27 protein-coding genes and 1 riboswitch are annotated in these 25,160 nt (G+C 51.4%); of the genes, 6 read left to right on the top strand and 21 right to left on the bottom strand.

The window, feature by feature from the left end; genetic code table 11:
* Positions 1-16 precede the first annotated feature (16 nt).
* Positions 17-463, bottom strand: a complete 447-nt coding sequence (locus ACFSUF_RS15690; RefSeq protein ID WP_377604093.1) for a bactofilin family protein — start codon at positions 461-463, stop codon at positions 17-19.
* Positions 464-467: 4 nt separating this feature from the next.
* Complete coding sequence (locus ACFSUF_RS15695; RefSeq protein WP_377604095.1) at positions 468-1,487, bottom strand: M23 family metallopeptidase; 1,020 nt, start codon at positions 1,485-1,487, stop codon at positions 468-470.
* Positions 1,488-1,683: 196 nt separating this feature from the next.
* Between ACFSUF_RS15695 and ACFSUF_RS15700 the strand changes: the two genes are divergently transcribed.
* Entirely contained in the window at positions 1,684-2,790 is a 1,107-nt protein-coding gene (locus ACFSUF_RS15700; RefSeq protein ID WP_377604097.1) for a ParM/StbA family protein, read from the top strand.
* Positions 2,791-2,850: 60 nt separating this feature from the next.
* On the opposite strand, the gene ACFSUF_RS15705 is transcribed toward ACFSUF_RS15700, so the two are convergent.
* Positions 2,851-4,086, bottom strand: coding sequence for an aminopeptidase (locus ACFSUF_RS15705; RefSeq protein WP_377604099.1), 1,236 nt, complete (start codon positions 4,084-4,086; stop codon positions 2,851-2,853).
* Positions 4,087-4,325: 239 nt separating this feature from the next.
* On the bottom strand, positions 4,326-5,441 hold the full coding sequence (locus ACFSUF_RS15710) for a hypothetical protein (RefSeq protein ID WP_377604101.1): 1,116 nt from the start codon (positions 5,439-5,441) through the stop codon (positions 4,326-4,328).
* A 238-nt stretch (positions 5,442-5,679) separates the two neighbouring features.
* Here ACFSUF_RS15710 and ACFSUF_RS15715 point away from each other — a divergent pair, with 238 nt between their 5' ends.
* Positions 5,680-5,934 (top strand): YuzF family protein, encoded by a 255-nt coding sequence (locus ACFSUF_RS15715; protein WP_377604103.1) that lies wholly within the window; start codon positions 5,680-5,682, stop codon positions 5,932-5,934.
* Between the two features lie 154 nt (positions 5,935-6,088).
* Positions 6,089-6,988: a manganese catalase family protein gene (locus ACFSUF_RS15720; RefSeq protein WP_377604106.1), complete on the top strand. Its 900-nt coding sequence runs from the start codon at positions 6,089-6,091 to the stop codon at positions 6,986-6,988.
* Positions 6,989-7,058: 70 nt separating this feature from the next.
* Here ACFSUF_RS15720 and ACFSUF_RS15725 read toward each other — a convergent pair whose 3' ends face one another.
* From ACFSUF_RS15725 to ACFSUF_RS15735, 3 genes are read right to left on the bottom strand one after another with little or no spacing between them, the layout of a single operon-like run.
* Positions 7,059-7,895 carry a DUF4097 family beta strand repeat-containing protein gene (locus ACFSUF_RS15725; protein ID WP_377604108.1) on the bottom strand — a complete coding sequence of 279 codons (837 nt, stop codon included), beginning with the start codon at positions 7,893-7,895 and terminating at the stop codon, positions 7,059-7,061.
* 6 nt (positions 7,896-7,901) lie between these two features.
* Complete coding sequence (locus ACFSUF_RS15730) at positions 7,902-8,447, bottom strand: HAAS signaling domain-containing protein (RefSeq protein WP_377604110.1); 546 nt, start codon at positions 8,445-8,447, stop codon at positions 7,902-7,904.
* Between the two features lies 1 nt (position 8,448).
* Positions 8,449-8,769 carry a PadR family transcriptional regulator gene (locus ACFSUF_RS15735; RefSeq protein ID WP_377604112.1) on the bottom strand — a complete coding sequence of 107 codons (321 nt, stop codon included), beginning with the start codon at positions 8,767-8,769 and terminating at the stop codon, positions 8,449-8,451.
* Positions 8,770-8,943: 174 nt separating this feature from the next.
* Between ACFSUF_RS15735 and ACFSUF_RS15740 the strand changes: the two genes are divergently transcribed.
* A complete protein-coding gene (locus ACFSUF_RS15740; RefSeq protein ID WP_377604114.1) occupies positions 8,944-9,153 on the top strand; it encodes a hypothetical protein in 210 nt (69 codons plus the stop codon).
* Here ACFSUF_RS15740 and ACFSUF_RS15745 read toward each other — a convergent pair.
* Together ACFSUF_RS15745 and ACFSUF_RS15750 are read right to left on the bottom strand one after the other, a co-directional pair.
* Positions 9,150-9,974, bottom strand: a complete 825-nt coding sequence (locus ACFSUF_RS15745) for a serine/threonine protein kinase (RefSeq protein ID WP_377604116.1) — start codon at positions 9,972-9,974, stop codon at positions 9,150-9,152. The genes ACFSUF_RS15740 and ACFSUF_RS15745 overlap by 4 nt on opposite strands.
* A 97-nt stretch (positions 9,975-10,071) precedes the next feature.
* The gene (locus tag ACFSUF_RS15750) at positions 10,072-10,815 is read right to left on the bottom strand and encodes a 3D domain-containing protein (RefSeq protein ID WP_377604118.1); all 744 of its coding nucleotides are present in this window, start codon (positions 10,813-10,815) and stop codon (positions 10,072-10,074) included.
* 188 nt (positions 10,816-11,003) lie between these two features.
* Between ACFSUF_RS15750 and ACFSUF_RS15755 the strand changes: the two genes are divergently transcribed.
* Positions 11,004-12,212, top strand: coding sequence for an SHOCT domain-containing protein (locus ACFSUF_RS15755; protein ID WP_377604120.1), 1,209 nt, complete (start codon positions 11,004-11,006; stop codon positions 12,210-12,212).
* Positions 12,213-12,490: 278 nt separating this feature from the next.
* Here ACFSUF_RS15755 and ACFSUF_RS15760 read toward each other — a convergent pair whose 3' ends face one another.
* From ACFSUF_RS15760 to ACFSUF_RS15800, 9 genes are all read right to left on the bottom strand, one after another.
* Positions 12,491-13,246 (bottom strand): class I SAM-dependent methyltransferase, encoded by a 756-nt coding sequence (locus ACFSUF_RS15760; protein WP_377604122.1) that lies wholly within the window; start codon positions 13,244-13,246, stop codon positions 12,491-12,493.
* Positions 13,247-13,263: 17 nt separating this feature from the next.
* Entirely contained in the window at positions 13,264-13,521 is a 258-nt protein-coding gene (locus ACFSUF_RS15765; protein WP_377604124.1) for an excalibur calcium-binding domain-containing protein, read from the bottom strand.
* Positions 13,522-13,656: 135 nt separating this feature from the next.
* Positions 13,657-14,430, bottom strand: coding sequence for a MerR family transcriptional regulator (locus ACFSUF_RS15770; protein WP_377604126.1), 774 nt, complete (start codon positions 14,428-14,430; stop codon positions 13,657-13,659).
* Positions 14,431-14,561: 131 nt separating this feature from the next.
* Complete coding sequence (locus tag ACFSUF_RS15775) at positions 14,562-15,131, bottom strand: sugar O-acetyltransferase (protein ID WP_377604128.1); 570 nt, start codon at positions 15,129-15,131, stop codon at positions 14,562-14,564.
* A 184-nt stretch (positions 15,132-15,315) separates the two neighbouring features.
* Positions 15,316-16,749, bottom strand: coding sequence for an amino acid permease (locus tag ACFSUF_RS15780; protein WP_377604130.1), 1,434 nt, complete (start codon positions 16,747-16,749; stop codon positions 15,316-15,318).
* Between the two features lie 421 nt (positions 16,750-17,170).
* A riboswitch (Lysine riboswitch) is annotated at positions 17,171-17,364 on the bottom strand.
* 169 nt (positions 17,365-17,533) lie between these two features.
* Complete coding sequence (locus ACFSUF_RS15785; RefSeq protein ID WP_377604132.1) at positions 17,534-18,052, bottom strand: HPP family protein; 519 nt, start codon at positions 18,050-18,052, stop codon at positions 17,534-17,536.
* Positions 18,049-18,969, bottom strand: a complete 921-nt coding sequence (locus tag ACFSUF_RS15790; RefSeq protein WP_377604134.1) for a pyridoxamine 5'-phosphate oxidase family protein — start codon at positions 18,967-18,969, stop codon at positions 18,049-18,051. The genes ACFSUF_RS15785 and ACFSUF_RS15790 overlap by 4 nt, the downstream gene beginning before the upstream one ends.
* Before the next feature lie 138 nt (positions 18,970-19,107).
* Positions 19,108-19,731, bottom strand: a complete 624-nt coding sequence (locus tag ACFSUF_RS15795; protein WP_377604137.1) for a CGNR zinc finger domain-containing protein — start codon at positions 19,729-19,731, stop codon at positions 19,108-19,110.
* A 74-nt stretch (positions 19,732-19,805) separates the two neighbouring features.
* On the bottom strand, positions 19,806-20,438 hold the full coding sequence (locus ACFSUF_RS15800) for a bifunctional 4-hydroxy-2-oxoglutarate aldolase/2-dehydro-3-deoxy-phosphogluconate aldolase (protein WP_377604139.1): 633 nt from the start codon (positions 20,436-20,438) through the stop codon (positions 19,806-19,808).
* A gap of 176 nt (positions 20,439-20,614) precedes the next feature.
* On the opposite strand from ACFSUF_RS15800, the gene uvsE reads away from it, so the two are divergent.
* Complete coding sequence (uvsE, locus tag ACFSUF_RS15805; RefSeq protein WP_377604141.1) at positions 20,615-21,562, top strand: UV DNA damage repair endonuclease UvsE; 948 nt, start codon at positions 20,615-20,617, stop codon at positions 21,560-21,562.
* Between the two features lie 54 nt (positions 21,563-21,616).
* Here uvsE and ACFSUF_RS15810 read toward each other — a convergent pair whose 3' ends face one another.
* The 3 genes from ACFSUF_RS15810 to ACFSUF_RS15820 form a co-directional block, all read right to left on the bottom strand.
* Positions 21,617-22,459 (bottom strand): ABC transporter permease, encoded by an 843-nt coding sequence (locus ACFSUF_RS15810; protein WP_377604461.1) that lies wholly within the window; start codon positions 22,457-22,459, stop codon positions 21,617-21,619.
* A 39-nt stretch (positions 22,460-22,498) separates the two neighbouring features.
* Positions 22,499-23,266: an ABC transporter ATP-binding protein gene (locus ACFSUF_RS15815; protein WP_377604143.1), complete on the bottom strand. Its 768-nt coding sequence runs from the start codon at positions 23,264-23,266 to the stop codon at positions 22,499-22,501.
* Positions 23,267-23,455: 189 nt separating this feature from the next.
* A complete protein-coding gene (locus ACFSUF_RS15820) occupies positions 23,456-24,826 on the bottom strand; it encodes a glycosyl hydrolase family 18 protein (RefSeq protein ID WP_377604145.1) in 1,371 nt (456 codons plus the stop codon).
* Positions 24,827-25,160: the final 334 nt, after the last annotated feature.

The raw sequence follows: 25,160 nt of genomic DNA on the forward strand, positions 1-25,160 counted from the left end.
TTTAAGTATATTTCTATCAGAATACAACCGTCCGCTCTCCCGGCGGCACGATCGAAGCCGGTTGGGACTCTGCTTGCCGTCCGGCTGCCCGTGCTTCCTCTTCTCTCACGGAGGCGGCGGCCATCTTACTGACTCCTTGAAATATACCGCCTTCTTCAATGATGAACGAAGCGGCGTTCGTATTTCCGAACAGCTTGCCGGAAGCTAGAATTGTTAGTTTTCCTTTCGCGGTGACATTGCCGTGCACAGCTCCCGCTATTGTCACTTCCCTGGCAGAAATGCTGGATTTGACGACTCCGTTTTCACCGACAGCTACATCACCCTGGCAGTCAATCCCCCCTGTGACTTGGCCTTCGATGCGGACACCGGCTTCCGATACGATTTTGCCGTCAAATATAGTGCCTTCCCCCACCAGGGTATCCGTGGCATTTGGATTAAGCTTCGCTTTCTTTTTGCTGAACATGCTGCTATTTATCCCCCTTGCTTTCGTTTAAATAAAGCTCTGGATCTACTTTCTCCCCGTTTACCAAGATTTCATAATGCAAATGAGGGCCCGTACTTCTTCCTGTGTTGCCCAGCAGGCCGATGGTTTGTCCCTTTTGAACGGTATCCCCCTGCTCGACCTGGAGTTTGCTGAGATGCATGTACCAAGTCCTTAGTCCTTGTTTATGTTCGACTACAATATTCAGCCCTCTTGCCTTGTCTTCACCGGCTTCGACTACAACCCCGTCCGCCGTGCTGTAGACCGGCGATCCGACAGGACCGCCAAAATCGATACCCCCATGAAACGTGGGACGCGAAGTGAACGGATCTTCACGGTATCCGAATGCGGACGTGATCCGATGGGTGTCGGACGGCCATAGATTCGGCGTATGTCTTAATTCTCTTGCTTTTCTAAGCACTTCCTGCTTCACAAGAGTAAAGCTGCCTTGCAATGCGGCAAGCTGCTTAGATGAATTCTCGAAGGAAAGGCCCGCCTGCTTGGAAAGCTGTTCTATCCCCAATTCAGTCGCAGGGATTTCAGTGCCGCCTATGCCTTCTTTTTGTCGAAACAACGGGCTTTCTTTGCTCACTGTATGTGCAGGTTCCTTGGTTTTCGTATCTGAGGAATAGGAGCGCAGGTCGCTCTCCAGCTTCTTCATTTCCTCCACTTGCTGTTTCACTTCACCCGCTTGCCGGGATAATGCGATCACTTTATTCTGCATTTCTTCCAGCTGCCGGTTCTTATCTGTCAACAGCCTGTTCTTGTCCGTCAACTGCTGCTCGTAAGAAGCGGCAAGACCGTCCAATTGCTGTTTCAGCCCCATGTTAACCAACGCGGATTCCGCATGCCTGGCGTAGAAGAAAGCTGCCAATGTTCCCCCTGCAAGAAGGACCCCGATTATCGCGTAAGCTACGGCGTAAGGCAGATGAAATCTGCGGACCGAGGCAGCCGCGCCCGGGATCAGGACAATCGTAAAACGTTTCGTTAACCACTTGATGCTCATTCTGACTTCTCCTTACATGCTGCTTTACGTAGAAATATATGGAACAATAGTACCGCTTGTAATTCTACAAAAAAGGATAAAAACCTTCACATAGTCCTCCATTTCGCTAAAAATAGGTAAAAAGTAGCAGAGGAATCTATGCCTATAGATCGAAATAAAAGAAAGTAGATTAAGGGATTTAGGGGAGGAACCGCAAGTGGCAAAGCTAGCAGGAATCGACATCGGCAACGACAGCATTAAAGTCATCACGGACGGAAGCTATAAGCCGCTGATCGTGCCTAACATTATAACACCAGGCTATGACAGGCCTATCTTTCAGGAAGAGGATTCGGCGCTGAAAGCACTCGATGTCATCGTGTACAGCCCGGCACTGAAACAGAATAACCGCCGATGGTTCGTCGGTCAGCTGGCAACGGAGCTGGATGACAGCTACGAATTGGAAGAGACAGACAACAAGGCGCTGTCGGACCAATCGCTGATCGTCGCGCTAACAGGCCTTGCTTTGGCCGGAATCTCAGGCAGCGAGGGAGCTGCAGGCGGCTTTGCTCAGGCGGATGAAGTAGAGTTTGTTGTAGGAACGGGCCTTCCAGTGCGGACCTATGCAAAGTACCACGAATCGTTCGAGGCGCGTCTGGTCGGAGAACATGAAGTGACGTTTCTGACTACGCCGCAGCTGCGCAACCGGAAAGTCAAAGTCAGAATCCGCCGGGCCGTCGTTTCCATTGAGGGTGCAGCTGCTTTGTTTAATCTGGCTACGCATGAGAACCTCCAGGTGCGCGACGAAGAAATTTATAACGGCGTTATCGGCGTTTGTGAAATCGGCTCACTTACCACCGATCTGCCAGTCGTTAACCGAATGAGCATCGATAACAATTTCAGCTACGGCGAGCAAATGGGGATGGCCGTTTATTTGGATGCGATTATCCGGGATGTGGAAGATACATACCAATATTCCTTTGCGAGCCGCGCGAAGCTGGCCGCCCGCATCCGGAATAGGGATTATACAATTCAACGGATCGGTGAAGGCCAAGTGAGTATCCAGCCAATCGTCGATATGTATTTTCAGCGGGCCGCCCATAGAGTGGCTGAGCTGATAAAGAAGCGCTGGAAGAAGTACCCTGACATCCAGTGCTATTATGTTCTCGGCGGAGGAGCAGCCGCATTGAAGCCGTACCTGCAGGAAGCCGCCGGCACGATGAAGCTGCGCTTTATGCCTGAGAGCGAGCTCCAGAACATGTACGGCTACCTGAAAGTGGCCAAAAGCCGTATGAATCAGGCCGGTTACGCAGAAGCCGTAACCTAACGAAAAGAGGTTGAAGGACGATGTCCTTCAACCTCTTTATTCTAATGCTCCGATAGAACTTTAGATCGCCCAGTTTCCTTTGCGGAACACCGGTACAACCGTCCCGTCTTCCAGGATGCCGTCGATGTCCATTTCTGCGGAACCGATCATGAAATCAACATGCGTCATGCTCTGGTTGACTCCATGCTGCTCCAGTTCTTCCGGAGACATGGTCTTTCCGCCTTCGATATTGAAAGCGTACCCGCTGCCGATAGCCAGGTGATTGGACGCATTCTCGTCAAACAGGGTGTTGAGGAATAGGATGCCGGACATGGAAATCGGGGATTCATGCGGCACTAATGCCACTTCGCCGAGATAGTGCGATCCTTCGTCCGTATCTACGAGCTGCTGCAATATCGCTTCGCCCTGCTCCGCCTGTACTTTTACGATCCGGCCGTTTTCAAACGTCAGCTTAAACCCGTCGATCAAGTTTCCGCCGTAGCTTAATGGCTTGGTGCTGGATACATACCCGTTCACACCGTCTTTATGAGGGACTGTAAACACTTCCTCGGTCGGCATATTAGCCATGAAAGAAACGCCTATGGAGCTTACGCTTCCAGCCCCTACCCAATCATGCTTCGGATGAAGCTCAATTGTCAGGTCGGTGCCTGGAGCGGTGTAATGCAGTTTTTTGAAGCGCTTCGCGTTCAATACATCCACTTTTTTGTGAAGATTCGCATTGTGCTCTTCCCAAGCCTTCACCGGATCTGCGCTGTGCAGCCTTACGGAATCAAAAATGGCCTCCCACAGCTTATTTACTGCTTCTTCCCCTTTGGCATCCGTAAACACTTTCTCCGCCCAGTCCTTCGTGGAAGCCGCTACAACCGTCCAGCTTACTTTATCGGACTGAATCGCGCGGCGGAATTCTTTCAGCCCTTGGCCGGCAGCTTTCTGGAAGTTACCGATCCGCTGGGGATCAATGCCTTTCAGCAGATCCGGATTCGGCGCAGTAATCGAGATGAAGGCCGCCCCGTTCTCCACGAAGGTATTCCGCTTCAGCGTTTCCCATTCAGGGAATGAAGTGAACACTTCATCCGCCGCTTTCTCATACTTCAGGCGGGAGAGCACCTCATCCGTCCAATCAACGTGTACGTTGCTCGCTCCGGCCTCGTAAGCTTTTGCCGCGATCAGGCGGACCAGTGAAATGAATTCATGGCTCGCTCCATTAATAACTACTTCCTGCCCCTTTTGTACGTTTACGCCAACTTTTACAATTAATTCTGCATAAGTTTCCAGCTGCTGCTCGAATGTCGCCATCGATCATCGCTCCTTTAATCTATGTATGCTTCTATTATAGCTTATTCAGCGTTCCGGAAACAAAGGCCGGGAAATGGACCTAGCCCAGAAAGTCTCGGCCACATTCTGTGACCGACAACCGTGCCAAATGAATTGTATGCGATATATTGAACAACGATAAGCCGAAGATGGGCCGAAACGGAAAAATGGCAGGCAGGATGTCATTCCTGCACTGCCATTTATCATTATTTCAACTTAGATTACCGTCTAGCAAAGAATCCAACAAGCTCTTTAGTTTCTACATCGATTGCAACCGTGATAGGCCCTAACAGCTCATCTTGATCGGTGTTGTAAGTGACAGTCGCCAGCTTTCCGCCTTTGGCCTTCAGGTCAGCCAGAAGCTGCTTTTGACGGTCCGTTGTCGTCATCACGCTGACATCAGCAGCGGATACGAAGTTTACTTCCGCGTCCTGATGCTTAGTTGTAACGTGAGATTTTTGTTCTTTCGGAAGGAAGGACCATGCCAGATTGCGGTATTCCTTCACATCTACAGGAGCTTGAGTCTGCTCATCCAAAACTACAAGCACATGCAGCGGGCTTTGCGGCGGCAGGCTCTTCGTCGTCATCGGACCGTAGTAAGCGCGTACGTTCGAACCCTTTTTCAAAGCGTTCCAATCTACTGATTCACCTTGAGCATTCACAACCATTGTCTCTTTGCCTGCGGTCAACACGAGCGAAGTATCCTTGCCGTTTTCGCTGAAAGATACTTGCCAGCCGTCATCAGTCTTTTTCACATCGGAAATCGCCTGCTCTTTTACAAGAGACTCCCCTTGCACCTGCAGTTTCACCGCATGGGATTGACCTGGGTAGCTCAGCGCGATGGCAGGACCGTACTCCGCTGTAATTCTCATGCCCGCTTTCAAATCCGCTGCGGCAAAAGGCTTACCTTCCGCGTTCGTCAGTGCTGTTTCCTTATCCACAAAGAGAATAATCCATTTGTTCGGACCATGTCCCAATACTTCTACACGGACCTGGTTGCCAGCTGGTTCCGCACTTACGATTACGCCGGAAACCGGAATCAGCTTCTCTTCTTCAGAGCCGCCTCCTCCTTTAGTTCCCTGGATGTCGATGCGCTTGCCTTTGCCGTCCCAGTGCATGGTATACCCCATTGCCGTTGTAGTTTCTCTGGCAGGCAGGTACGCTTTGCCTTTAATATATACCGGATGGAGTGAGGTTGCCTCACCGTTCACCGAAATGCCGACATCGTTGCGCAGCACACCTTTTACCTGTTCGATTAAACCTTGCGCCCCGGCACCAGCGGAAGCCCCAAGGATCCCTACGCCTACGGTAAGCATTATCCATTTCTGTTTTTTCATGATCAATCTCTCCTTCGCTGTTGTTGTTAATACAGTACCAATGGCCTGTTCACATTCTCTCTAACGAGATACCTCCTCAATATGTTGCTCATTTCTGCATGCAACCTTTTAGGGAAATAGCCCGTTTATAATGGTTTAGACATACACCCGCAACTTTCGCAGTTGTGCTGGGCATCCGCCCATACCTTTTCTGGGCAGTCGCATAGACTGAAACTAGATCAAAGGAGGTTACATGGAAATGTCTTATGATGCTTACCGTAACGAGAATATGGCTACCGCCATGCCGCAGCCGCAGTACATCGTGGAGCCTTTCGTATTTCAAACCCTGTCTACCGTTATTGGCAAAAATGTCGCATTGGAAACGCCCCGGGGCATTATCCGCGGAACTTTGAAAGACGTGAAACCCGACCATATCGTAGTTCAGGCCAGAGACAGCATGTCCCTTTTCTTCATTCGAATTCAGCAGATCATTTGGATTACGCCTGAAATGTAAGCTTGTACGACAACAATCGCCAGAAAGCTTTCGGATAGGACACTCCTCCCCCTGGAGTGTTCTATTTGTGTCGATTTATGAATATACGTTAACAAGGTGAGACGGCTTACGCCGTCATTTTCATATTTTAAAATCCTTTATAGGGGGAATCCCGTTGATCAAACGTTTTAACAAAATTGCCATCGAGCTCCCGAAACCGGGGTACTCGGACGCAAACGCCGCGGCGGCGATGCAGGAACTGCTAGGGGGCAAATTCGGCGAGATGTCCACGCTGAACAACTATATGTTTCAATCCTTTAACTTCCGCGGCAAAAAGAAGCTGAAACCCTTCTTCGACCTGATCGCCAGCATTACGGCTGAGGAGTTCGGCCATGTCGAGATCGTAAGCACCGGTATCGACCTGACGTTAACCCCTTCGAGTTTCACAGCGGACCCGGATGCGGCACCATTACAGCCAGGTGTCGACAAAAGGAATTCACAGCATTTTATCTCCCACGCACAAACGGCCTTAGTTGCGGATTCCATGGGGAATCCTTGGCGCGGCGACTATGTGGTGAATACCGGAAACCTGGTATTCGATCTGCTTCATAACTTCTACCTGGAGTGCGGCGCCCGGACCAATAAAATGCGCGTATATGAAATGACCAGCCACCCGGTTGTACGCGAAGTGGTCGGCTATTTGCTTGTGCGGGGAGGCACGCATATCGTTGCTTACGCCAAGGCACTGGAAATGGCGACGGGTGCGGATGTGACCAAGATGCTCCCTATCCCGGACCTGTCGAACGACGCATTCGAAACCTCCCGGAAATTCCAGCACCTCTCCAATAAGCTTTATACGTGGAGCGACCAGGATTATGAAGATATCCGCTATATTTGGAAAGGTCAGCATCCTGAAACGAAGCAGCCGCTTGAAGTGATCACCGGGATGCCGGAAGGAGCGCCGAATATCGATTTGGAGGAAATGCCGGAGGAGTTTGCTCCCGGCGTGTCGAAGGGGGACTTTCTGGAAATCGCCAAAAGGCTGCAGCGGTCCGCCGGAATAAATCCAAGCTAACCCATACTTACAAACATCCCCCGCTGCAGGCGGCCAAACCGCTGCAGCGGGGGATATTCATGTATACCCTTTATTGTTGGCGGAAAGTGAAGTCTCCCGAGTCTGTGTTTACCTCAAACTTCTTCTCTCCACTCCCAAAGTGAGCCTGATAATTACCTTCTTGCGAATCATCCCGCATGATGCCGTCGAAATCCAGCTGTTGCTTTCCTGAATCCGTCGTATACTGAATTCTCATGGACTGCGGCTGCTCGGACAAGGTTACAGTAACGTCGCCGCTGTCCGTTTTCACCTCGGCGGTACGGTCCCACTGTTTGCCTGTAATAACAACATCCCCTGAGTCCGTTGTTCCTTTCAAATCCGCCAGCACGTTCACAAAAGACATTGTGCTGCTGTCGCCGTCAAACAAGAGCTTTTCCGCCTGGCTATCTTCCACTGTAACCTTTCCGGAATCACTGTCCACTTCCATTGAATCCGCCTGTACCCCGGTAATCACGGCGTTGCCGCTGTCTGTCCGAAGCTTGAAGGAGTCATATACTCTTTTGGGCAGCTCGACAGTCATATCCAGTTCAGCCATGCTGACACCGACGACAAACTGATCCTTCCAATCGGCCCGTATCGTCAGCGTATCTCCTGATTCCTCCGCAGTAAGCAGTAGCCGGTCCGCCTGGTGCAGGCTTACCTTTCCCGCTATGCTCACCTTCACCCGGTCTCCCTCCGCCGGAATGATCTTCATGTCGGCACTGTCAGCTACAATGACGGCTTTGACGGCTTTCGAATGTTCGACGATGCGTTCCAGGGACACAGGCTCTGTCCGGAACGTGAACATATCGCCTTTATTTATCGTGAGCGCTGTACCGGCCAGCCCGATGACCAGCCCTAGCAGCGCCATTTTGACACCTGTTTTCATGTCTCATTACTCCTTTACAATCTTCACGTTAAACCGGATATACCGGATGGTCCAAGCCAGAAACACCTTCGTGACAGCAGCCATTCCGTAAAAAATCAGGACGCCCAGCGAAGACAAAGTCAGCCCGACAAAGATACCTTGCAACATGCTGCCGCCTCCCCGGAACACCCCCGCACCTGCAAATACCAGTCCTGATAAGGAACATGCTGCACCCACAACCCATAAAGAAACTATGATTGCACATACTCCGATAAAAGGGGCCAATACGAACAAAAGATTAACAAACCCCAAACTTACTGCCGCGGTTACAGCTCTCATCACGTTAGTTATGCTGCTGTTCTCCTCAGCTTGGGTTACCCTGTAGCTCATCAGCAGCTCTTTCGCAATCATCTGGGGGTCCCCGAGCTCATCCGCCACCTCTGATTCCGGCCTTCCTTCCAATTCGGCTATACGAAAATGCTCCTCGTAATCGAACATCCACTCTCTTCTCAACACATCAGGCACACCGGCAAGAGACGACTCCAACTGGCTCAAAAATAATTCCCTTCTCATCTCAATCCTGCTCTCCTTCCGCTAACAAAGCGTTCACAGCTTCCGCAAACTGCTTCCACTCATCCTTCAAATCCATCATATGAAGCCTCCCTTTGGGGGTCAGGCTGTAATACTTTCGCGGCGGCCCTTCCGGCGACTCCTGCAAGTACGTGGAGAAGTACTCCTCCTGGGTCAGCCTGTTCAGCAGCGGGTAAACGCTCCCTACCGCCACCTCGAATTTCTCCGATATCTTTACGGCTAACTCATACCCGTAGCGGTCCCTTCTTGCAACCAGGGCAAGTACGCAGATTTCCAGCACACCCTTCTTAAACTGCACATTCATGGTCATCCTCCACCTATCCTTCATAACAAGCTATTCATCAATGTTGAATACCCATGTCTATAATATACTGCAAGCTATTCTATAATGCAATATAGTGTTTTTAAAAAAAGAAACCCTCCTAAGGTCTCTTCGTACTACATAGTATAGTTTCAAATAACCAAGGAGGTTGTTTCTATGCTAAAACATCTGCTCCAAAAATTACTTCATTCCCTGCTGGGTTCCAAATCGGGACACCATCGGCCGTACCGCCACTACAAACACAGCAGCAGTGATTATAAACATCAGCGTCCCGTCTACACCCGCCACTCCAGCTCGGACTTCGGGCATAAACATCACGGGCATGGCCATAAGCATTATAAAAACCGTTACGGCAGCTCGAGCTAAAGCGCCGATCTGACGCGTAGAAGTTCGATTAGTTCCGACCTGAATTCGGTCGCCCCGGAATAGGGTTGATCGATCTGCAGAAGGCGCCTTAGGGCGCCTTTTAGGTCTGGAGCCAGCTGAAGTTCCGTCTGCCAGTCCGCTTCCTCCTCTTCCTGTGGGGTTTCATAAGCCGAATAGAGCAAGAACAGCAGGAAATGGCCGAGCGCGTATAAATCGCTTGCCGGCTGAGGCGTACGCCTGAGCCTGTGTTCCGCAGCCGCCGCCGCATCCAGACCTTTCGGTTCCGGTTCGGGCTCCTCTCCGATCTTTCGGGCCAAGCCGAAGTCGATGACATGCAGCTTGCCCTCCTTCATTAGCACGTTCGGTATCCTCAAATCCAAATGAACGATCCCTTGGTTATGAATCATTTCTACCAGCCGTGTCAGTTCAAGCATCAGCTTCAAACAGTCTGTCTCGCTGAAGGTCCTTCCTTCCAGAAAAATCAGGTCCTCCACCGTCTGCCCCCGAATGTAATCCATGACGAGAAACGGCTTCTTCCTCCATTCGAACACTTCCGTCAGCTTCGGAATCTGAGCAAGGTCCAGCATTTGCAGGATATCCGCTTCCCGGGCCAGAAGCAGCCTTGCTTTGCTGCCTTTGCTGGGCTTGGCTTGCTTCAGCACAAATTCCTTTCCGGTCGCGAGCTCTTTGCCCACATAGGTAAGTCCGTAACTGCCTATTCCCAGAAAATGTTCAATGCGATACTTCTTTCGGACGATAAGCCCCGGTCTCAAGGGGAAGTCGATCCACGAAGCAGCCACCTGTTTTAAATATGCCAGCATGCAGTCAGGCCTCCCGTTCCCCATTCGTGACATGATGCCCTAATTGTAATACAGGTTGTTCAACGAAAAAAGACCCTTGCGGGTCCTCTCCGTGCTGCTATAACGAAGCCCGGTCCTGCGGGCCGGAAAGTACGTATACTTTCACATCTTTTTTCACGCCGAATTTCCGGGCTTTCTTCAGGTCTTTCATGAATACGTCAATCCTGGCCCCTTTGATGGCTGACCCGGTATCTTCCGCTCTCCGGATCCCGATTCCCTCAATGTAGACGGTGCTCCCGATGGGAATAATTTTGGGATCGACCGCAATCGTTCGGCCTTCCTTCACTTTCGCCCCGCTCGAGGTAATGCCGTAGGCCGGATGCGATGGCCTTTTGCCGGTTGACTCAAACCCTGCCGTGTAGGCGGTCAGCTTGGCCGTAATCACTTGCGCTACCACCTGCTTGCCTGCGAGCAGCGTTTTGGCGGCGGAAATTTGTTTTTGCGGCACCTCGAGCTGTGCCCCTACGGACAGCTGATTCGGATTATGAATCCGGTTGACGGCCTGCAAGGCATCTACGGTTACGCCGAACTTCCTTGCAATACGGTAGAGCGTGTCACCTGTGTTAACTCTGTATTTGAGCTGCTTAACTGCAGGTGCTGCAAGGTGAACCCCGCGGGATACAGGCTTGATTTGCTGGTTTACAGCGGCTGCGTTTTTTATAGTAGAATTCGGTTTCACTCTGCCAACATGGGGGTCGCTGCCGATGAAGTCATGTGCACTGACGGCTGCAGCGCCGAAAAAAAGGGAACAAAATAAAGCGGAAATCAACAGGCTGCTTTTAGCTGGAACATACCATTTCATATAGACACCCTCCCAAACTATGAAAGATTCATAGTCCTAGAGTCGCCCGTTTTGATAGATTGTAAACCTCGTCCGGAAATTTTTGAGAAAAAAGATGAGATGAACCCGTTTTTTTCACCGTTTTTTCACCAAGTCCGCGTAAAGTGATCCTTGTAAAACAAGACACCCATTCTCTAGGAGGAATTCACATGAATAAGAAAATGATTGCAGCAAGTTTGTTGGCACTAGCGGTAACGGCAGGAAACGGAGCATTGGTTACGAACAACGCCTGGGCGGCGGAAACGGTTCAGAAGGTTAAAGTCCATTTTGGCAAAGGACCGCGGTTTGCTCCGGACGGTGCTGAAACTGCAAAGCTGCTCGGCATGACGGAGGCGGAACTGCGCAAAGCTCTAAAGTCGGGCAAAACACTGGCCGCCATTGCAGGTGAACAAGGGGTAGACGTACAAAAAGTGATCGACCTCCAGGCGAAACCGATAATCGCTTCCCTGGAAGCGGCGCTCAAAGCCGGAAAAATAACGCAAGCGGAATATGATAAGGAAAAAACGGCGATTACCGCGAAGGTCACTTCAATGGTGAACGACGCCTTCGTTGGACGTAAGGACAAAATCCGCTTCGACGGCGGACATCACGAATTCGAGGCAGCTGTATTGAACAACCCTGAGTTCACTAAGCTTCTCGGTGTAACTGCTGCTGAGTTGAAAACAGCGCTGGGCTCCGGCAAAACGGTTGCAGTGGTGGCTAAAGAGAAGAAAGTAGAAGTCCAGAAGGTTATTGATCTGACAGCGAAAACGATGAGTGCGGTTTTGGATAAGCAGGTAAAGGCCGGCGCCATAACGCAGGCTGAATATGATGCAATCAAGGCAAAAGCTGCGGCATGGGCCAAGGACTTTGTAAATGAAACGAAGATCGGCAAAGGAGGCGGCTTGAAAGGACCCGAGGGCCACATTCGCTTCGGAGGGCCTGGCGTGTTTAAGGATACAGTCTTGGCAACCCTGTTCGGGATGACCGAAGATGAGCTCCACACTGCGCTGCACGACGGCAAGTCCCTGGCTGCGATCGCAGGCGAAAAAGGCGTTGCTGTTTCCGCAGTAACAGCTCAGGTGACTAAAACGCTGACGGCAGAACTCGATAAGATGCTGGCTGACGGAATCCTTACACAGGCGCAGTATGATAAGCAAAAGGCCAATCTGGCTGCGACTGCAGCTGACATCGTCAACGGCAACTTCCCTGAAAAGGACGGCTTTGGCGGACGCGTCCACCACGGCGTCCACCACGGCGGCCCCGGTTTTGGCGGCCCCAGCTTCGACGGACCCGGCCCTGTAGACGGGAAGGCTCCGGCCGGCACTGAGTCAAAGGGTTCGGCGGAGCCTTCCAGTGCAACAGAGTCGGATCTATAGTCAGCTGGCAACTTGGGTCACCATTTGAGGAAGTTGGCTCAAGTTAGTGATATGTCATATCGCTAGCCGTGTCATCGGTCGAAGTTAGTGATACCACATAGCACTAAGCAGCTTTGATTGGCTAATTTAAGCAACATTTGATGAAGTTTGCGCGAACTAGTGATATGTCATATCACTAGCCATGTCGTTGCGAATAGTTAGTGACACCTCATAGCATTAAGTAAAACCAGCGAACCCACTGTACGATTACAGTAGACTCGCTGGTTTTTGCGCTTAGGTTACATTTCGCCCCAGAAGATTTCCGTCTCATAGTCAAAGGAGACGAGTCCCTCCCGTTTTGTCCGGTCGAATACGTCTTTGAGCGCCTTGATCATCGGTTCGTAGCGGTCATGTCCCGGAGGAGGCGCATAGGAGGAGCTTTGCAGCCGGCCGCACAATCCTTCAAAGTCAAACAATTGCCGATACGGGAACCGCTTCACCTGAAAGCTGCCCGGCGCAAAAAACGGCACCAATGCGGACTCGTCGATATTCTTGTGCTGCACTCGTTCGTAGTCCGTTCCATATTCACGAAGCAGCTGCTCATATTGCTCAAGAAACGGTGTTCCCGAGGTCAGCCTGGAGTTCCAGATCAGCACGGCCTTGCCGCCCGGCTTCAGGATCCTGGCAAATTCGGCTTGCGCTGCAGGGCGGTCGAACCAATGAAAGGACTGGGCGCACACGATAAAATCAACGGACCTCTCCGGCAACCCGGTATGTTCAGCCGTTGCAGCAACAGTGCGGAACCTCGGCTCCTCCGCCAGCACCCGCACCGCGGCTTCCCTCATGGCCCCGTTCGGTTCCACCGCGATCACGCTGCTTCCCCGTTCCAACAGCAACGCGGAAAAGATGCCCGTACCCGCGCCGATATCCGCTATCACCGAATCTCTGCGGAAACCTACTTTCGCATATAAATAGTCCAATGCTTCTACGGGGTAACCCGGACGGTATTTCACGTAACTGTCCACCCGGTTCGTGAATCGTTCCTTGCTGTCCATAGGCGCGCATCCTCCTTTTATTTTTCGCAGGCAATTCCGTCCTTGTCACGATCGCTCTTGGTGTTAGCCTCGTATATTTCCTTGGATACATGTGGAGCATACCGGGTTTTGCCGCCTTTGTTCTTGATGTTGGCAGCGCGGGCTACTCCTCCTTTATACACTTTGTTCAATTCGGTGCAATTTTTAAATTTTTTGCCTTCTGCCTGGGCCGTCGGGGTAAGAGGAAAGGACACTGCCAGCACGAAGCAGACAAACTGTACAACCGCTTTTTTCATGTTGTGCTCCTTTCTTTGCTATGTAGAGGAAAAGGTGAATTCATGTTCCATTTTACTATAAGATTTGGGATCATACCCCTCTTCCCAACAAAAAAAGGCCGCACGCAGCAAACCTGCGCACGACCTCCGTGAAACCTAGTCCTGCTTCTTGGTACCCGTATAAATGTAGACTGCATCTCTAAGAAATGCTGCGGTTCCGGGCTGTTTGGCATCGTAGTAAGCGGTAAACCGTTCGTCGTCGACGTACATTTGCGCCAGCCCTGCATGGGCTTCCTTACTGTACGAATCCCAGTAGAAGGTCAGCCATTGCTTGTGCAGATCGGCCGCTTTTTGCGCCAATTCCCCTGCCGGATCGCCCGTTTGGAAAGCCGCCGCCAACGTATCGGTAACCTCTTCCGTCAGCCGGGTCAATTGTTCATGCTGCTCTTCCGTCATGCCCTTTACTTTGGCGTTAGACTTATTTACTGTGTCGTCGCCGTATTTTTCGCGTACTTCTTTCCCGTATTTCGCCTCGTTATCGTCAATCAGCTTTTGCTTAAAGCCTTCAAATTTCTCTTTGTCACTCATATTGGACATTCTCCCTTCCGTTTGGGCAATCGTCTTTTCAACATTCCGGATTAACAGATCGAGCTGCGCCCTCCGGTCCAGGAGTTTCTCCCGATGTTCCTTCAGTGCGTGTGCCCCGTCAAAATCCGGATCGGTCACGATCGCCTTAATCTGCTCCAAGCTAACGCCAAGCTCCCGGTAAAAAAGAATCTGCTGCAGCCGATTCACTTCCGCTTGCCCATAAATGCGATACCCCGAGGTGTTTATCCTTGCCGGCTTCAGAATACCCAACTCGTCGTAATATCGAAGCGTCCTGGTGCTGATCCCGGCGAGCTGCCCGAGCTTTTGCACTGTATATTCCATCTGATTCCCTCCTGACAATGTTCACTTTACACCTTTACGCAACGTCAATGTCAATACACCCGTTATTCAAAATTTTTACATGAGAAAAAGCCTGCCCCCTTGATGGAAGAAGACAAGCTTTGCGCGCGGTACTACAGTTGAACTTCCTTGATGATTCTCGCCGGATTACCGCCGACAATGACATTGTCCGGAACATCTTTGGTCACCACGGCACCGGAAGCGACGACTACATTGTTTCCGATCGTTACGCCCGGATTGATTACGGCACGTCCGCCAATCCACACATTGTCGCCGATCCGCACCGGCTTGCCGTACTCCAGCCCTGTGTTGCGCTCCGCCGGATGAATCGGATGCGTCGCCGTGTAAATATGAACGCCCGGAGCCATGAAGCAGTTTTCGCCGATCCGCACCTCGCACACGTCCAGAATGACACAATCGAAATTGGCAAAAAAGTTGTTCCCCAAATGTATGTTATACCCGTAATCACAGCGGAATGTCGGCTCGGCATACAGCTCTTCCCCGGTAGATCCGAACAGCTGCTTCAACAGAGTTTTGCGCTTATCGTATTCCGTTTCGAGCGTTTCATTAAATGCGCGGGTGAGCGCCCGGGCTTCTTCCCGTTCTCTAAGCAGCACAGGGTCTCCTGCGTGGTACAGGTCGCCTTGGAGCATTTTTTCTTTCGGAGTGCGGTTGTCAGTCATAGGATGCATTCCTTTCCAAGTGAGCATGTTGATCGTACTTATCATACACTTCGGGCCATGGATTTCAAAATACCGGTCACTGCAGCATGTCCACAAACCTTCCTATTTATCTTTCAAACGCTGCGAGCATCGGCACTTCATGCAAAAAAAGCCGTCCCGCCTAAGCGGGACAGCCTCTCTGCTATTATTGCTCCGAACTCAAATCGCATTCTTCGAGTTTCAGCAGTTTGGTCCGATGCTTGAATTTATATCCCAGCCAGAAGATCAGGAACAGCGGAATTCCGATATACGAGGCTATCAGGTACACCCAGTCTACCTGTCCGTCGGAAACCGCCCCGATCGCTTGTCCGATAATAACAACGATACACATGACGGCCGCCAAAAGCGGGCCGAACGGGAACCATCTAGAACGGAACGGCAGCTCCTCAAGCGATTTACCTTGTGCCTTGAAGGCGCGGCGGAACCGGTAATGGCTGACCGCGATGCCAAGCCAAGCGATAAATCCGGTCATCCCGGATGCGTTCAGCAGCCAGATGTATACTTTCCCGTCTCCGAAGAACGAGGAGAAGAAAGCGAACAAACCAATGGCCGCCGTCACCATCAGCGCAGCCACCGGAATGCCCCGGCCGTTCAGTCTGGACAGAAACTTCGGCGCTTTGCCTTCCTTCGCTAATACCCACAGCATCCGCGTGGAAGCATACATACCGGAATTGCCGGCGGATAGAACAGAAGTCAGGATGACCGCGTTCATTACAGACGCTGCGACGCTGAGGCCCGCTTTTTCAAACAGGATGGTGAACGGGCTCAAGGTAATCTCGCTGCTGGCCAGATTCTCATTTGTATACGGAATCAGCAGCCCGATCACAGCAATCGCCAAAATATAGAACAACAGGATGCGCCAAAAAACGGAACGGATCGCACGGGGCACGTTCTCCCGCGGGTTTTCGCTTTCTCCTGCGGCAATACCCACCAGCTCTGTACCCTGAAAAGAGAAACCGGCTGCCATGAATACGCCCAGAATGGTCAGAAACCCGCCCGGGAACGGCGCGTCCCCGCCGGTAAAGTTACTTAACCCCGGAGCATCCCCGCTCCAAATGCCGACTATCATCAGAATCCCGACTGCAATAAACACGATCACTGTAATGATTTTAATCATAGCGAACCAGTACTCGGATTCCCCGTACCCTTTGACCGACAGCAGATTCAGCCCGACCATCAACACAAGGAACAACGCGCTCCACAGTACCGAATTACTGTCCGGGAACCAATATTTCATAATTAATGTAGCTGCGGACAATTCGGCCGCAATCGTAATCGCCCAGTTGTACCAATAGTTCCAGCCGAGTGCGAATCCGAAAGCCGGATCAACGAACCGGGTTGCATACGTACTGAAAGATCCGGGAACCGGCAGATACGCAGCCATTTCCCCCAAACTTTGCATAAGAAAATATACCATAATGCCGATCAGCAGATACGCGAGCAGTGCTCCACCCGGGCCGGCCGAATGAATCGCGCCGCCGCTGGCAAGGAACAAGCCTGTACCGATAGAACCGCCAAGGGAAATCATCATCATGTGGCGTGACTTTAATCCTCTTTTGAGTTGTTGTTGTTGTGACATGTTCTCTTTGAAGCTCCTTCCTGATATAAAAACCCCGGAGGGCGTGAAAATGACTAGCTGCAGAATACATAGGCGTCCTGAATCCTAAAAGTGCTTTAAATACTGCACTTTATACAACATTATCCCGGGCAAAACAGTCTGTACACTCAAAATGTTGCAGCGCGTACACTATTTTTACCCATGCTGAATCACTTTCAGTACAAAATGTTGTACAAACTGCAGCAATGTCCCATTTTACAAAGAAAAACCCGTTAAAAAGTTGTATAAAATACAACATGAAAGGCCTAAACCGATATTCCAACGACGTACTTCGAGGGATGCAGGCGACGAAAGTTCCGGGATAACATAAAAAAGCCGCCCGAGTGGATTCGGGCGGCTTTGAGCTCGTAATAGTCAGCCTGGTTTCCCTCATCGTACCCATGGTGAAGATAGCGCAACACGACGGCATTGGTAAGCAGCCCCCGTGACAGTTCCGTTCCTTTCGGAAACGGCCCCAGCCCGGACAAAAGATGGATCGTCCAAGCTTCGGCGGTAGTTCCTTTCTTCTCGGCTTCCCAGGCTTCCTCTTCAGCCTCTGCCGGAATACTCTTAACTACCGCGACCTCTACCTCACCTGTGTGATGAGGTGTTTCGTATGAATAAGCATTTCACTATATTAATTAACCACTGGATAGAATTCAATAGGAATGTTTTGGAATTGGAAAAATGCCATCGATACATGGACCGTTATGGATCCGTCTATCGTTATTGTATCTGATAATTCCCAGAGTATGAAACGCTCACGCTAATACCAAAAGGTAGGATAGTTTCGGTTACGATCCATGTTATTCACAATGAGCGCGAAGACAACCACAATCACGGAACCAAGCAGTACAGGTGTCAGCAGGAACGACCATCCGCTCCCGGCCATGATTACCACGATCGGATCGGCGCCGGCCGGCGGATGTGTCGTTTTCGTCAGCATCATGACAGCTATAGCGGTTCCAACCGCTGCACCCGAAACCCACATGTTCTGGCCGAAGCTATGATAGAAAACCAGACCGACGAAGGTGGACAAAAAATGCCCGCCAATGATATTTCTGGGCTGTGAGAGAGGAGCGTCCCAGATGCCGAATGCCAATACGCAGCTTGCTCCGAACGGGGCCATAATCCAGATAACGGAGGTTAGGTCGGTCAGCAAGCTTAGCACCGCAATCGTTACAAATCCACCTGCAAAACCGATAAATGCGTTCCGTGGAGCAACTTTTAGCGGACTTCTTCCCGCGCCTTTCATTTTACGAAAAAGATCCCATGGTTTCATCATCGTTCCTCCAATAACGGGTTTACAGGCGAATACTCGTGAAATTCCCATAGGATCGGCGTGTCATTCTCTATTTGGAGCACATCGTCAATCTCGTACCGGATAAGTCTTTCCGCTCCCGGGAACCGGGACACTTGCTCATGGTCCCATATAATCTCGGCGCGTCCGCTCAAATGCAGCGAATGACCGCCGTTAAAATCAATAAACAATAATCCGGCGGCCGGATTGCTATAGATATTACCAAGCGTATTGAACATGGAGTTGCCGAAGTAATCGGGAATGAGGAGGGATCGATCATTGGCAACCGTTACAAATCCAGGAAGCCCGCCCCGGTGAGAGGCATCCATGTTCCCTTCCGAGCTGACACTTCCAATAAAGAAGGTATCCGCCTTGCTGATCCATTCCTGTTGGTTAGGACTGATAACCCGGCTGCGGTCTGCCGTTCGTTGGGTCCGGTGAAATCCGCCGCTAGGTTGCAGCGATCGTCTCTGTATGAATTTGGGGCAATTGCCGTATACTTGTTCTGTTGTCACTTCCAGCCGCCGGTCTCCGTCGAAACTCCCTTTTCCATTGATTCTCAGGCGGATTCTTCGGTTGAAATCGATCGCTAAAAGACCGATCTCCGGATGGTACTGCAAATTACGAAGGAGGGGGTCGCTCGCGGCAGGACGAGCTGTAACGGTCATTTCTGTCTCTGCAGAAACATCGATGAACCCCGGCTCGCCAGTCAAAAATGAGCACCATACCTTCCCGTCATCCCCCATAGTTGAACCAACGATAAGCGACTGTATCTGTAAATAAAGTATCGCGCCTTTAAACAAGGAAGGCCTAATGCCAGCACCGTTCTGCTCTGCCGCAAATTGTTCTCCCGCCAGCATTTGAACGGCCAATTCCCCTGGATGATATACATCGCTCATCATTGCACCTCCTTTTTTACCAAACCTAAACTCATTAGGTGTATTATATATTGTGTTTTTTAACCTGTAAACATGTATTATGTAGGTTAATAATATCACGCATAGAAAAAGCCCCAGATGAAAAATCCAGGACTTCTAACGTTACTCTGCCTCTGCTTCTTTGCTCTTCCGCCGTTTCAAAAAAGCTGTTACTTTCATTCGGTTGCCGCATGTTTTTGGGCTGCACCAGCGGCGGATGCCATTCTTGCTGTGGTCATAAAAATAAAGAACGCAATCCGGATTCCCGCACTTTTTGACCAGTCCAAAATCGTAATACGCAAACAAATCAACCGCAGCCTCCGCTATGGGAATGAGCAAATCCGACGGACTCCGAAACTCAGTCTGCCGTTCGACAGCAAATCTGTTTCCGGTTCTGACCAGTCTTGTTGTGACGACCTGATTTATTAGGATACGGTTCACTCGACCTAGATCCTCTTCTGCCAACTCGTCTCCAAGCATGCTTTGCCTGACCATTGAGAGCAGGCTGGTTCGAAGTTCGATTGCATCCTTTACGGCCGAATCAGCTTCCTGGCTGGGCCACTTATCTTTCACGGCACTGATTTGTTCCGCGGTAAGAAGACTGCTCAAGGACAGCCATTTCAGCAGGTCATCCCATGATTTCAGCAGATCCGCAGGCTTTCCGTTGACGGTAATTTTCGTGTTGATATAATCCAGTGCTGTATGGTTCCCTATAAAATAAAAGGACGGAGCAATTATTTTGGGCATCCTCCGCACTCCTTTTTGAGCATATTTGCTCATTATTATAGCCCTTTCTCCGAGGTTAGCCTAGAGTCTTGTATTTACCCCTGTCCCTCGGCTGCCCGAACGAACGCTCTGGCCGACTCCGCGATCCGGTCGAAGCGTCCTTCACGGATGGCCTGCTTGTCCGCCAATGAGCTTCCAAGTCCCACCGCGGTAACGCCCGCTTGCAGGAAGTCAGGGAAATTCGCCAGTGTCACCCCGCCCGTTGCGATCATCGGAATGGAGTCAAGCGGGGCGCGGATTTCTTTGATGTAGTTTAAGCCGAGCGTGGCGCTTGGGAAAATTTTCACCGCTTTGGCTCCTGCGTTCCAGGCGTTTACGATTTCTGTCGGTGTCATAACTCCAGGATACACATCAATTCCTTGCTTGATTCCGTACTCCACTACTTTGGGATCAAAGTTGGGCGAGATCATGAACTGGGCGCCTGCAGCAGCAGCATCTTTCGCCATCTCCACATTCAGTACCGTGCCCGCGCCTACATACAGACCTGCGTCGTACTTCTCCCTCCACCGGTGGATCATGCCAAGCGCCCCCGCCGTATTTAAAGTCGCTTCCACGAGCCGAATGCCGCCGTCCGCCAGGGCCTCTACAACCGCGTCCGCCTCCTGATCGGAAAGTCCCCGGAGGATGGCAATGATTTTATGCCTAACAACCGCTTCAAAAGTACTCAAATCCCCTTCTCTCCTTCCTGCGAATAGGTACAGGGTTCCTGTGGAAACCTGAAATGATTGCCTTACTTACCTTACTCCCGCACATCATAAGCGCGTTTTAGCCGCCTGTCAACCGGGGTATTGACGTAAAGCAAGCAAAACAACCGGTACGCCTGATACCGTCGGGGAGAAAAGCCATGATCATTCGTCTTGGTTATGTTTCGATCGCTTTAAGCATTTTTAATAACACGCCGAGTTCGACTTTTACTTATAAACTGTTTTCCCAGCGGCCCCGGGAAGAGGCGCTTCAGCATGCAATCGAGGTAGGGCGGGGCAACTTGGAGGCAACAAAGAGAATTTTGTATTTTAACGCCGCTCACGGCATCCGCGTCTTCCGCCTGTCCTCCTCCCTCATCCCTTTGGCCACCCATCCGGATGTCATGCTGGACGTAGGCTCACTTTATAAGAAAGAACTAAGGGAACTAGGCGATTTCGCCCGCCGCGAGGGTATCCGGCTCACCATGCATCCCAACCAGTTTACCCTGCTGAATGGAAGCGATAAGGTAGTTTCTGCGGCCATCGAGGATTTGCAGTATCACGCGGCGATTCTGGACGGCATGGGCATGGACGAATCCGGAGTCATCAACATTCATGTGGGGGGCGTTTATGGAGACAAGGCTTCCGCTATCCAAAAGCTCTATGACCATTACCCTTCCGTCCCTGACCTCATCAAGCGCAGACTCACGTTCGAGAACGACGACAAAACCTATACGTTAGAGGAAACCGCCGCCGTTTGCGAACATCTCTGCAGACCGCTGGTGCTGGATCTCCATCACGATTGGTGCACCCCTTCTTCTGTTACCGCTATCGACATGCTGCCGAGGATCCGCTCTACTTGGGGGGACATCCCGATGAAAATTCATGTTTCTTCTCCCAAAAGTGAAAAAGAGTTCCGCGCGCATGCTGACTTTGTGGACCCGCAGCCTGTAGCTGACTTTCTTCGTGCCTGCAAGGAGGCGGATATGGACAGCCTGGATGTGATCGTCGAGGCCAAAATGAAAGACCATGCCGTCTTGAAGCTGGCCGAGGAACTGGGCAAAATTAGAGGGGTGAAGCGGATCGACGGAGCCGTTTTGAAATGGTAGCTTACAATGCAAAAACCCCGAAGCACGGACGATTCCGCCGCATTCGGGGTTGCATTATCCTCTATAGCTGTCCCTCCAGCGGAGCAGCCGGTTCTCCAGCACACGCACAATAGAATCAGCCAGCTTGCCGACAACTGCAAAGAGCAGGATCCCGACAAAAACTGCTGCTGTTCTGGAGAACTGACGGGCATCCGTGATCATATATCCGATGCCTTCGCTTGAGCCCATCAGCTCCGCCACGACCAAGCCGAGCCAGGAAACGCCGAGGGATAGCCGAAGACCAAGCAGCACATTCGGCAAAGCTGCCGGGAGCACCAGCTTGGTCAGCTGCTTCCAGCGGTTGAACTCGAGCACCTTGGCCACATCGAACAGCTTGGAGTCCACGCTGCGCACGCCCAGGAATGTGTTCACATACAGCGGGAAGAAGGCGCCCAAGGCGATCAGCAGTATTTTGGACATTTCACCAAACCCGAACCACAAAATAAACAGCGGCGTAATCGCCAAATGGGGAATGGTCCGAAGCATCTGAAACGACGGGTCCAAATGCTGCTCCGCGCTTCGGAACAATCCTACGAGCAAGCCGAGAGACAAGCCCAGGGATCCTCCCAGCAAAAAGCCGAACAACGCCCTTACTACGCTCACCCGCGTATGCTGCCATAATTCACCTGATAGCGTAAGATTCCAGAATTCAAGGGCGATATCCGCAGGCGACGGCAGCATCGTTTTCGATATCCACCCCTGAAACGAAGCCAACTGCCAGACAGTAACTAACAATACAGGCAGCACTAAGCCCCTTAAAGCCAAAATCCACTGTTTCTCTCCTATTGCTGCACGTTGTCGTTTGCCTTTCCGAACCGCCTGCACCCGCGGCAAGGCCGGTCCGGCAGACGATGTCAATTCATTCCCGGTTGTTAACGACATGGATAATCACCCCCGTTAAATAACGAACTCTACTTCGGCGTCTTCATTATGTTCAAAGGTCTCCAGCACTTGCTTGCGGAGGTCTTGAAACGCTTTGCCGGATCTTTTTCTCGGATAAGGAAGGTCCACAGGGAGGATCCGTTTGATCGCGCCCGGCCTCGCCCCCATCACGACGATCCGGTTCGACAGGAATACAGCTTCATCGATATCGTGAGTGACGAAGAGCATCGTTGTGCGGTTTTTCTCCCATATATCCAGCAGCACTTCCTGCATATGCTGCCTGGTGAACGCGTCCAGCGCCCCGAACGGTTCATCCAGCAGCAGCACTTTCGGATTACGGATTAAGGCGCGTGCAATGGCCACCCTTTGGCTCATCCCGCCGGAGAGCTGCTTCGGAAACGCTTTTTCGAATCCTGTTAACTTGACGAGTTTGATAGCTTCCTGCACCCTTTCGCGGACATCCGGGCTGTGAAGGGGCAGGTCGGCGGCGATATTTTTCTCAACGGTCAACCAAGGAAACAGCCTGTGCTCCTGAAAAATAAATCCCTGCTGTCTGCTCGGTTTCTCCACCTTCGCCCCATCCAGCTGCAGGATGCCTTCATAATCCAGGTCGAGCCCCGCCGCGATTTTCAGCAGTGTGCTTTTGCCGCAGCCGCTCGGGCCGATGATGCTGACGAACTCTTGGTCCTTCACGGACAGATTCAAGTCTTGCAGCGCTTTGGTCGTTTCCCCTTCTCCATAAAAGGTTTTGTTCAGATGACGGAATTCCAGCAATGCACTCATCAGCTTGCCTCCTTTGGATAAGACGACGGCTCTTATTCAGCAAAAAAGGCGCCCGCTGCACCAAGTGCAGAAGACGCCTCCGAAGGAACGGTCGGCTCAATATAACTTACAATTCATATAAGATTACTTTGTTTTTATAACTATACGTGATCGGGAATCCGCCCGTCAACCCTTATTTTTCGGATCAGGTCAGAAGAGTCTCCAGATGTCCGGGGTTTCTGCACCGACGTACCACGCAGCCACGCCTTTAAGGCGGTATTGTTTGACCAGGTCGTATCTTAGCCGCGTGGAAAGCTCGTCCTCCAGCCACAGCTGATGAAGCTTTCCGTTTACCGTGTAGGCGGCATAGCGTTGTGAAGCTGCAGGGTCCCATTGGATTTGGGCATGGTTGGATTTGATCCGGTTCACTGCCCCCTGCATCGTCAAGTCCGTGGAAGTCACCTTGCCTGTTGCTTGGTCTGTAACCCACTGACGGGTATAGAACGGGATGCCCAGGATGATTTTATGGGAAGGAACGTCTTTCATCAGCTCCGTGATTCCGCCGCGTACCCATGGCAGAGAGGCAACGGGACCGGGATGGCTGCTGCCGCCCCAGTGCTCTTCGTAGCCCATCATGATGAGATAGTCCGCCGCTCTCCCCAGCGCCGCCCGGTCGAAGCTTCCGGACCAATTCGGATCGGGGTTGGTGCGGGTGACGTCGACGGAGACGATTTTGCCTTTTGGCGCTAAAGCTGCTTTCAGTTCCTTGATGAAGTTGACAAAGTCCTGACGGTTGCGCAGATCGATATTCTCAAAATCGACATTCACGCCGTCCGCACCGGTTCGGATCAGAGAGTCTCTGAGCTTGATTACGAGCTTATGGCGCTTGGCGGCATCGGAAAGTACGGTATAGGTCAGGGTTGCATCGAACCGGTTCCCGAGCAAAGGCCATACCCGCTTCCCCCTGTTGTGCATGGCTTGCACGTAGCCGGCGTTTTCGTTAATGGTAACTACGGACGGGCCGGAGTTGATGACAAACCATCTAGGGGATACCACGTTCAGATTCGGCCGGCTGCTCTGACGGATGAGAGTCGCGGCGTTAGTACCAAAGTTCCAGCCGAAGATCAGGGCGGACTGCTTTTTGAACCGCAGCTTCGAATGGCGGACCCAGCCTTTACGGCCTCCGAGCAGCTGCAGCTGAACGTAAGTGTCCGGGATGCTTAGCTTTTGTCCAACGGTTATGTTGTCGCCCGCTAGGTGATTCCACTGTTTCAGGCTGCTGACAGTCACCTGGTAGCTTTGCGCAATGACGTATAACGTTTCTTTGGGCTTCACAGTATGAATACTGCGTAATGTGTCGCCTGCAGAGAAGCCGAGTACGGGGTACTCAGCTCCTTGAGCCATGCGTGAGATGACGGCGGAATCTTGGTAAGCTTCAGCGTAGACTTCGGCTGCAGACGCAGTAACCACCCCGGTTTGAAAGGAGTAGCCTGCGGCGACGGCCGGGGCTGGTGAAGCCATATATGTGAGCAGCAATATAAATAAAGTTAGGGACAAGCAAAATGGAATGCTTTTTCGCATGATGACGGCCTCCTGTGAAACAAAACCATAATTAAATTTGATAAACATGAACGTGAACAAGGCATTTCCCATCGTACCGCTAACTTAAAGAAAGTGTAAGTGTGGTTTGTTGGGGATGGGACCAAGTTGTGGAAATGGGATTGGGATGGGTAGTTGGTTGTACTTGGTTACTTTGGTGCGGATGGGTGTGGGGAACGGGTGCTCAAGAGTAATTTTGGCCGTTGCGCAGCGGAGTGTGGCTATAGCGGTACTTTTGGGCGCTGCAGTGTGCGAGTGTGGGCTGTAACGGTACTTTTGGGCGCTGCAGCTTGGGAGTATGGGCTGTAGCGGTACT

It is taken from the genome of Paenibacillus gansuensis (assembly GCF_042684925.1).
Lineage (GTDB): Bacteria > Bacillota > Bacilli > Paenibacillales > DY6 > Paenibacillus_N > Paenibacillus_N gansuensis.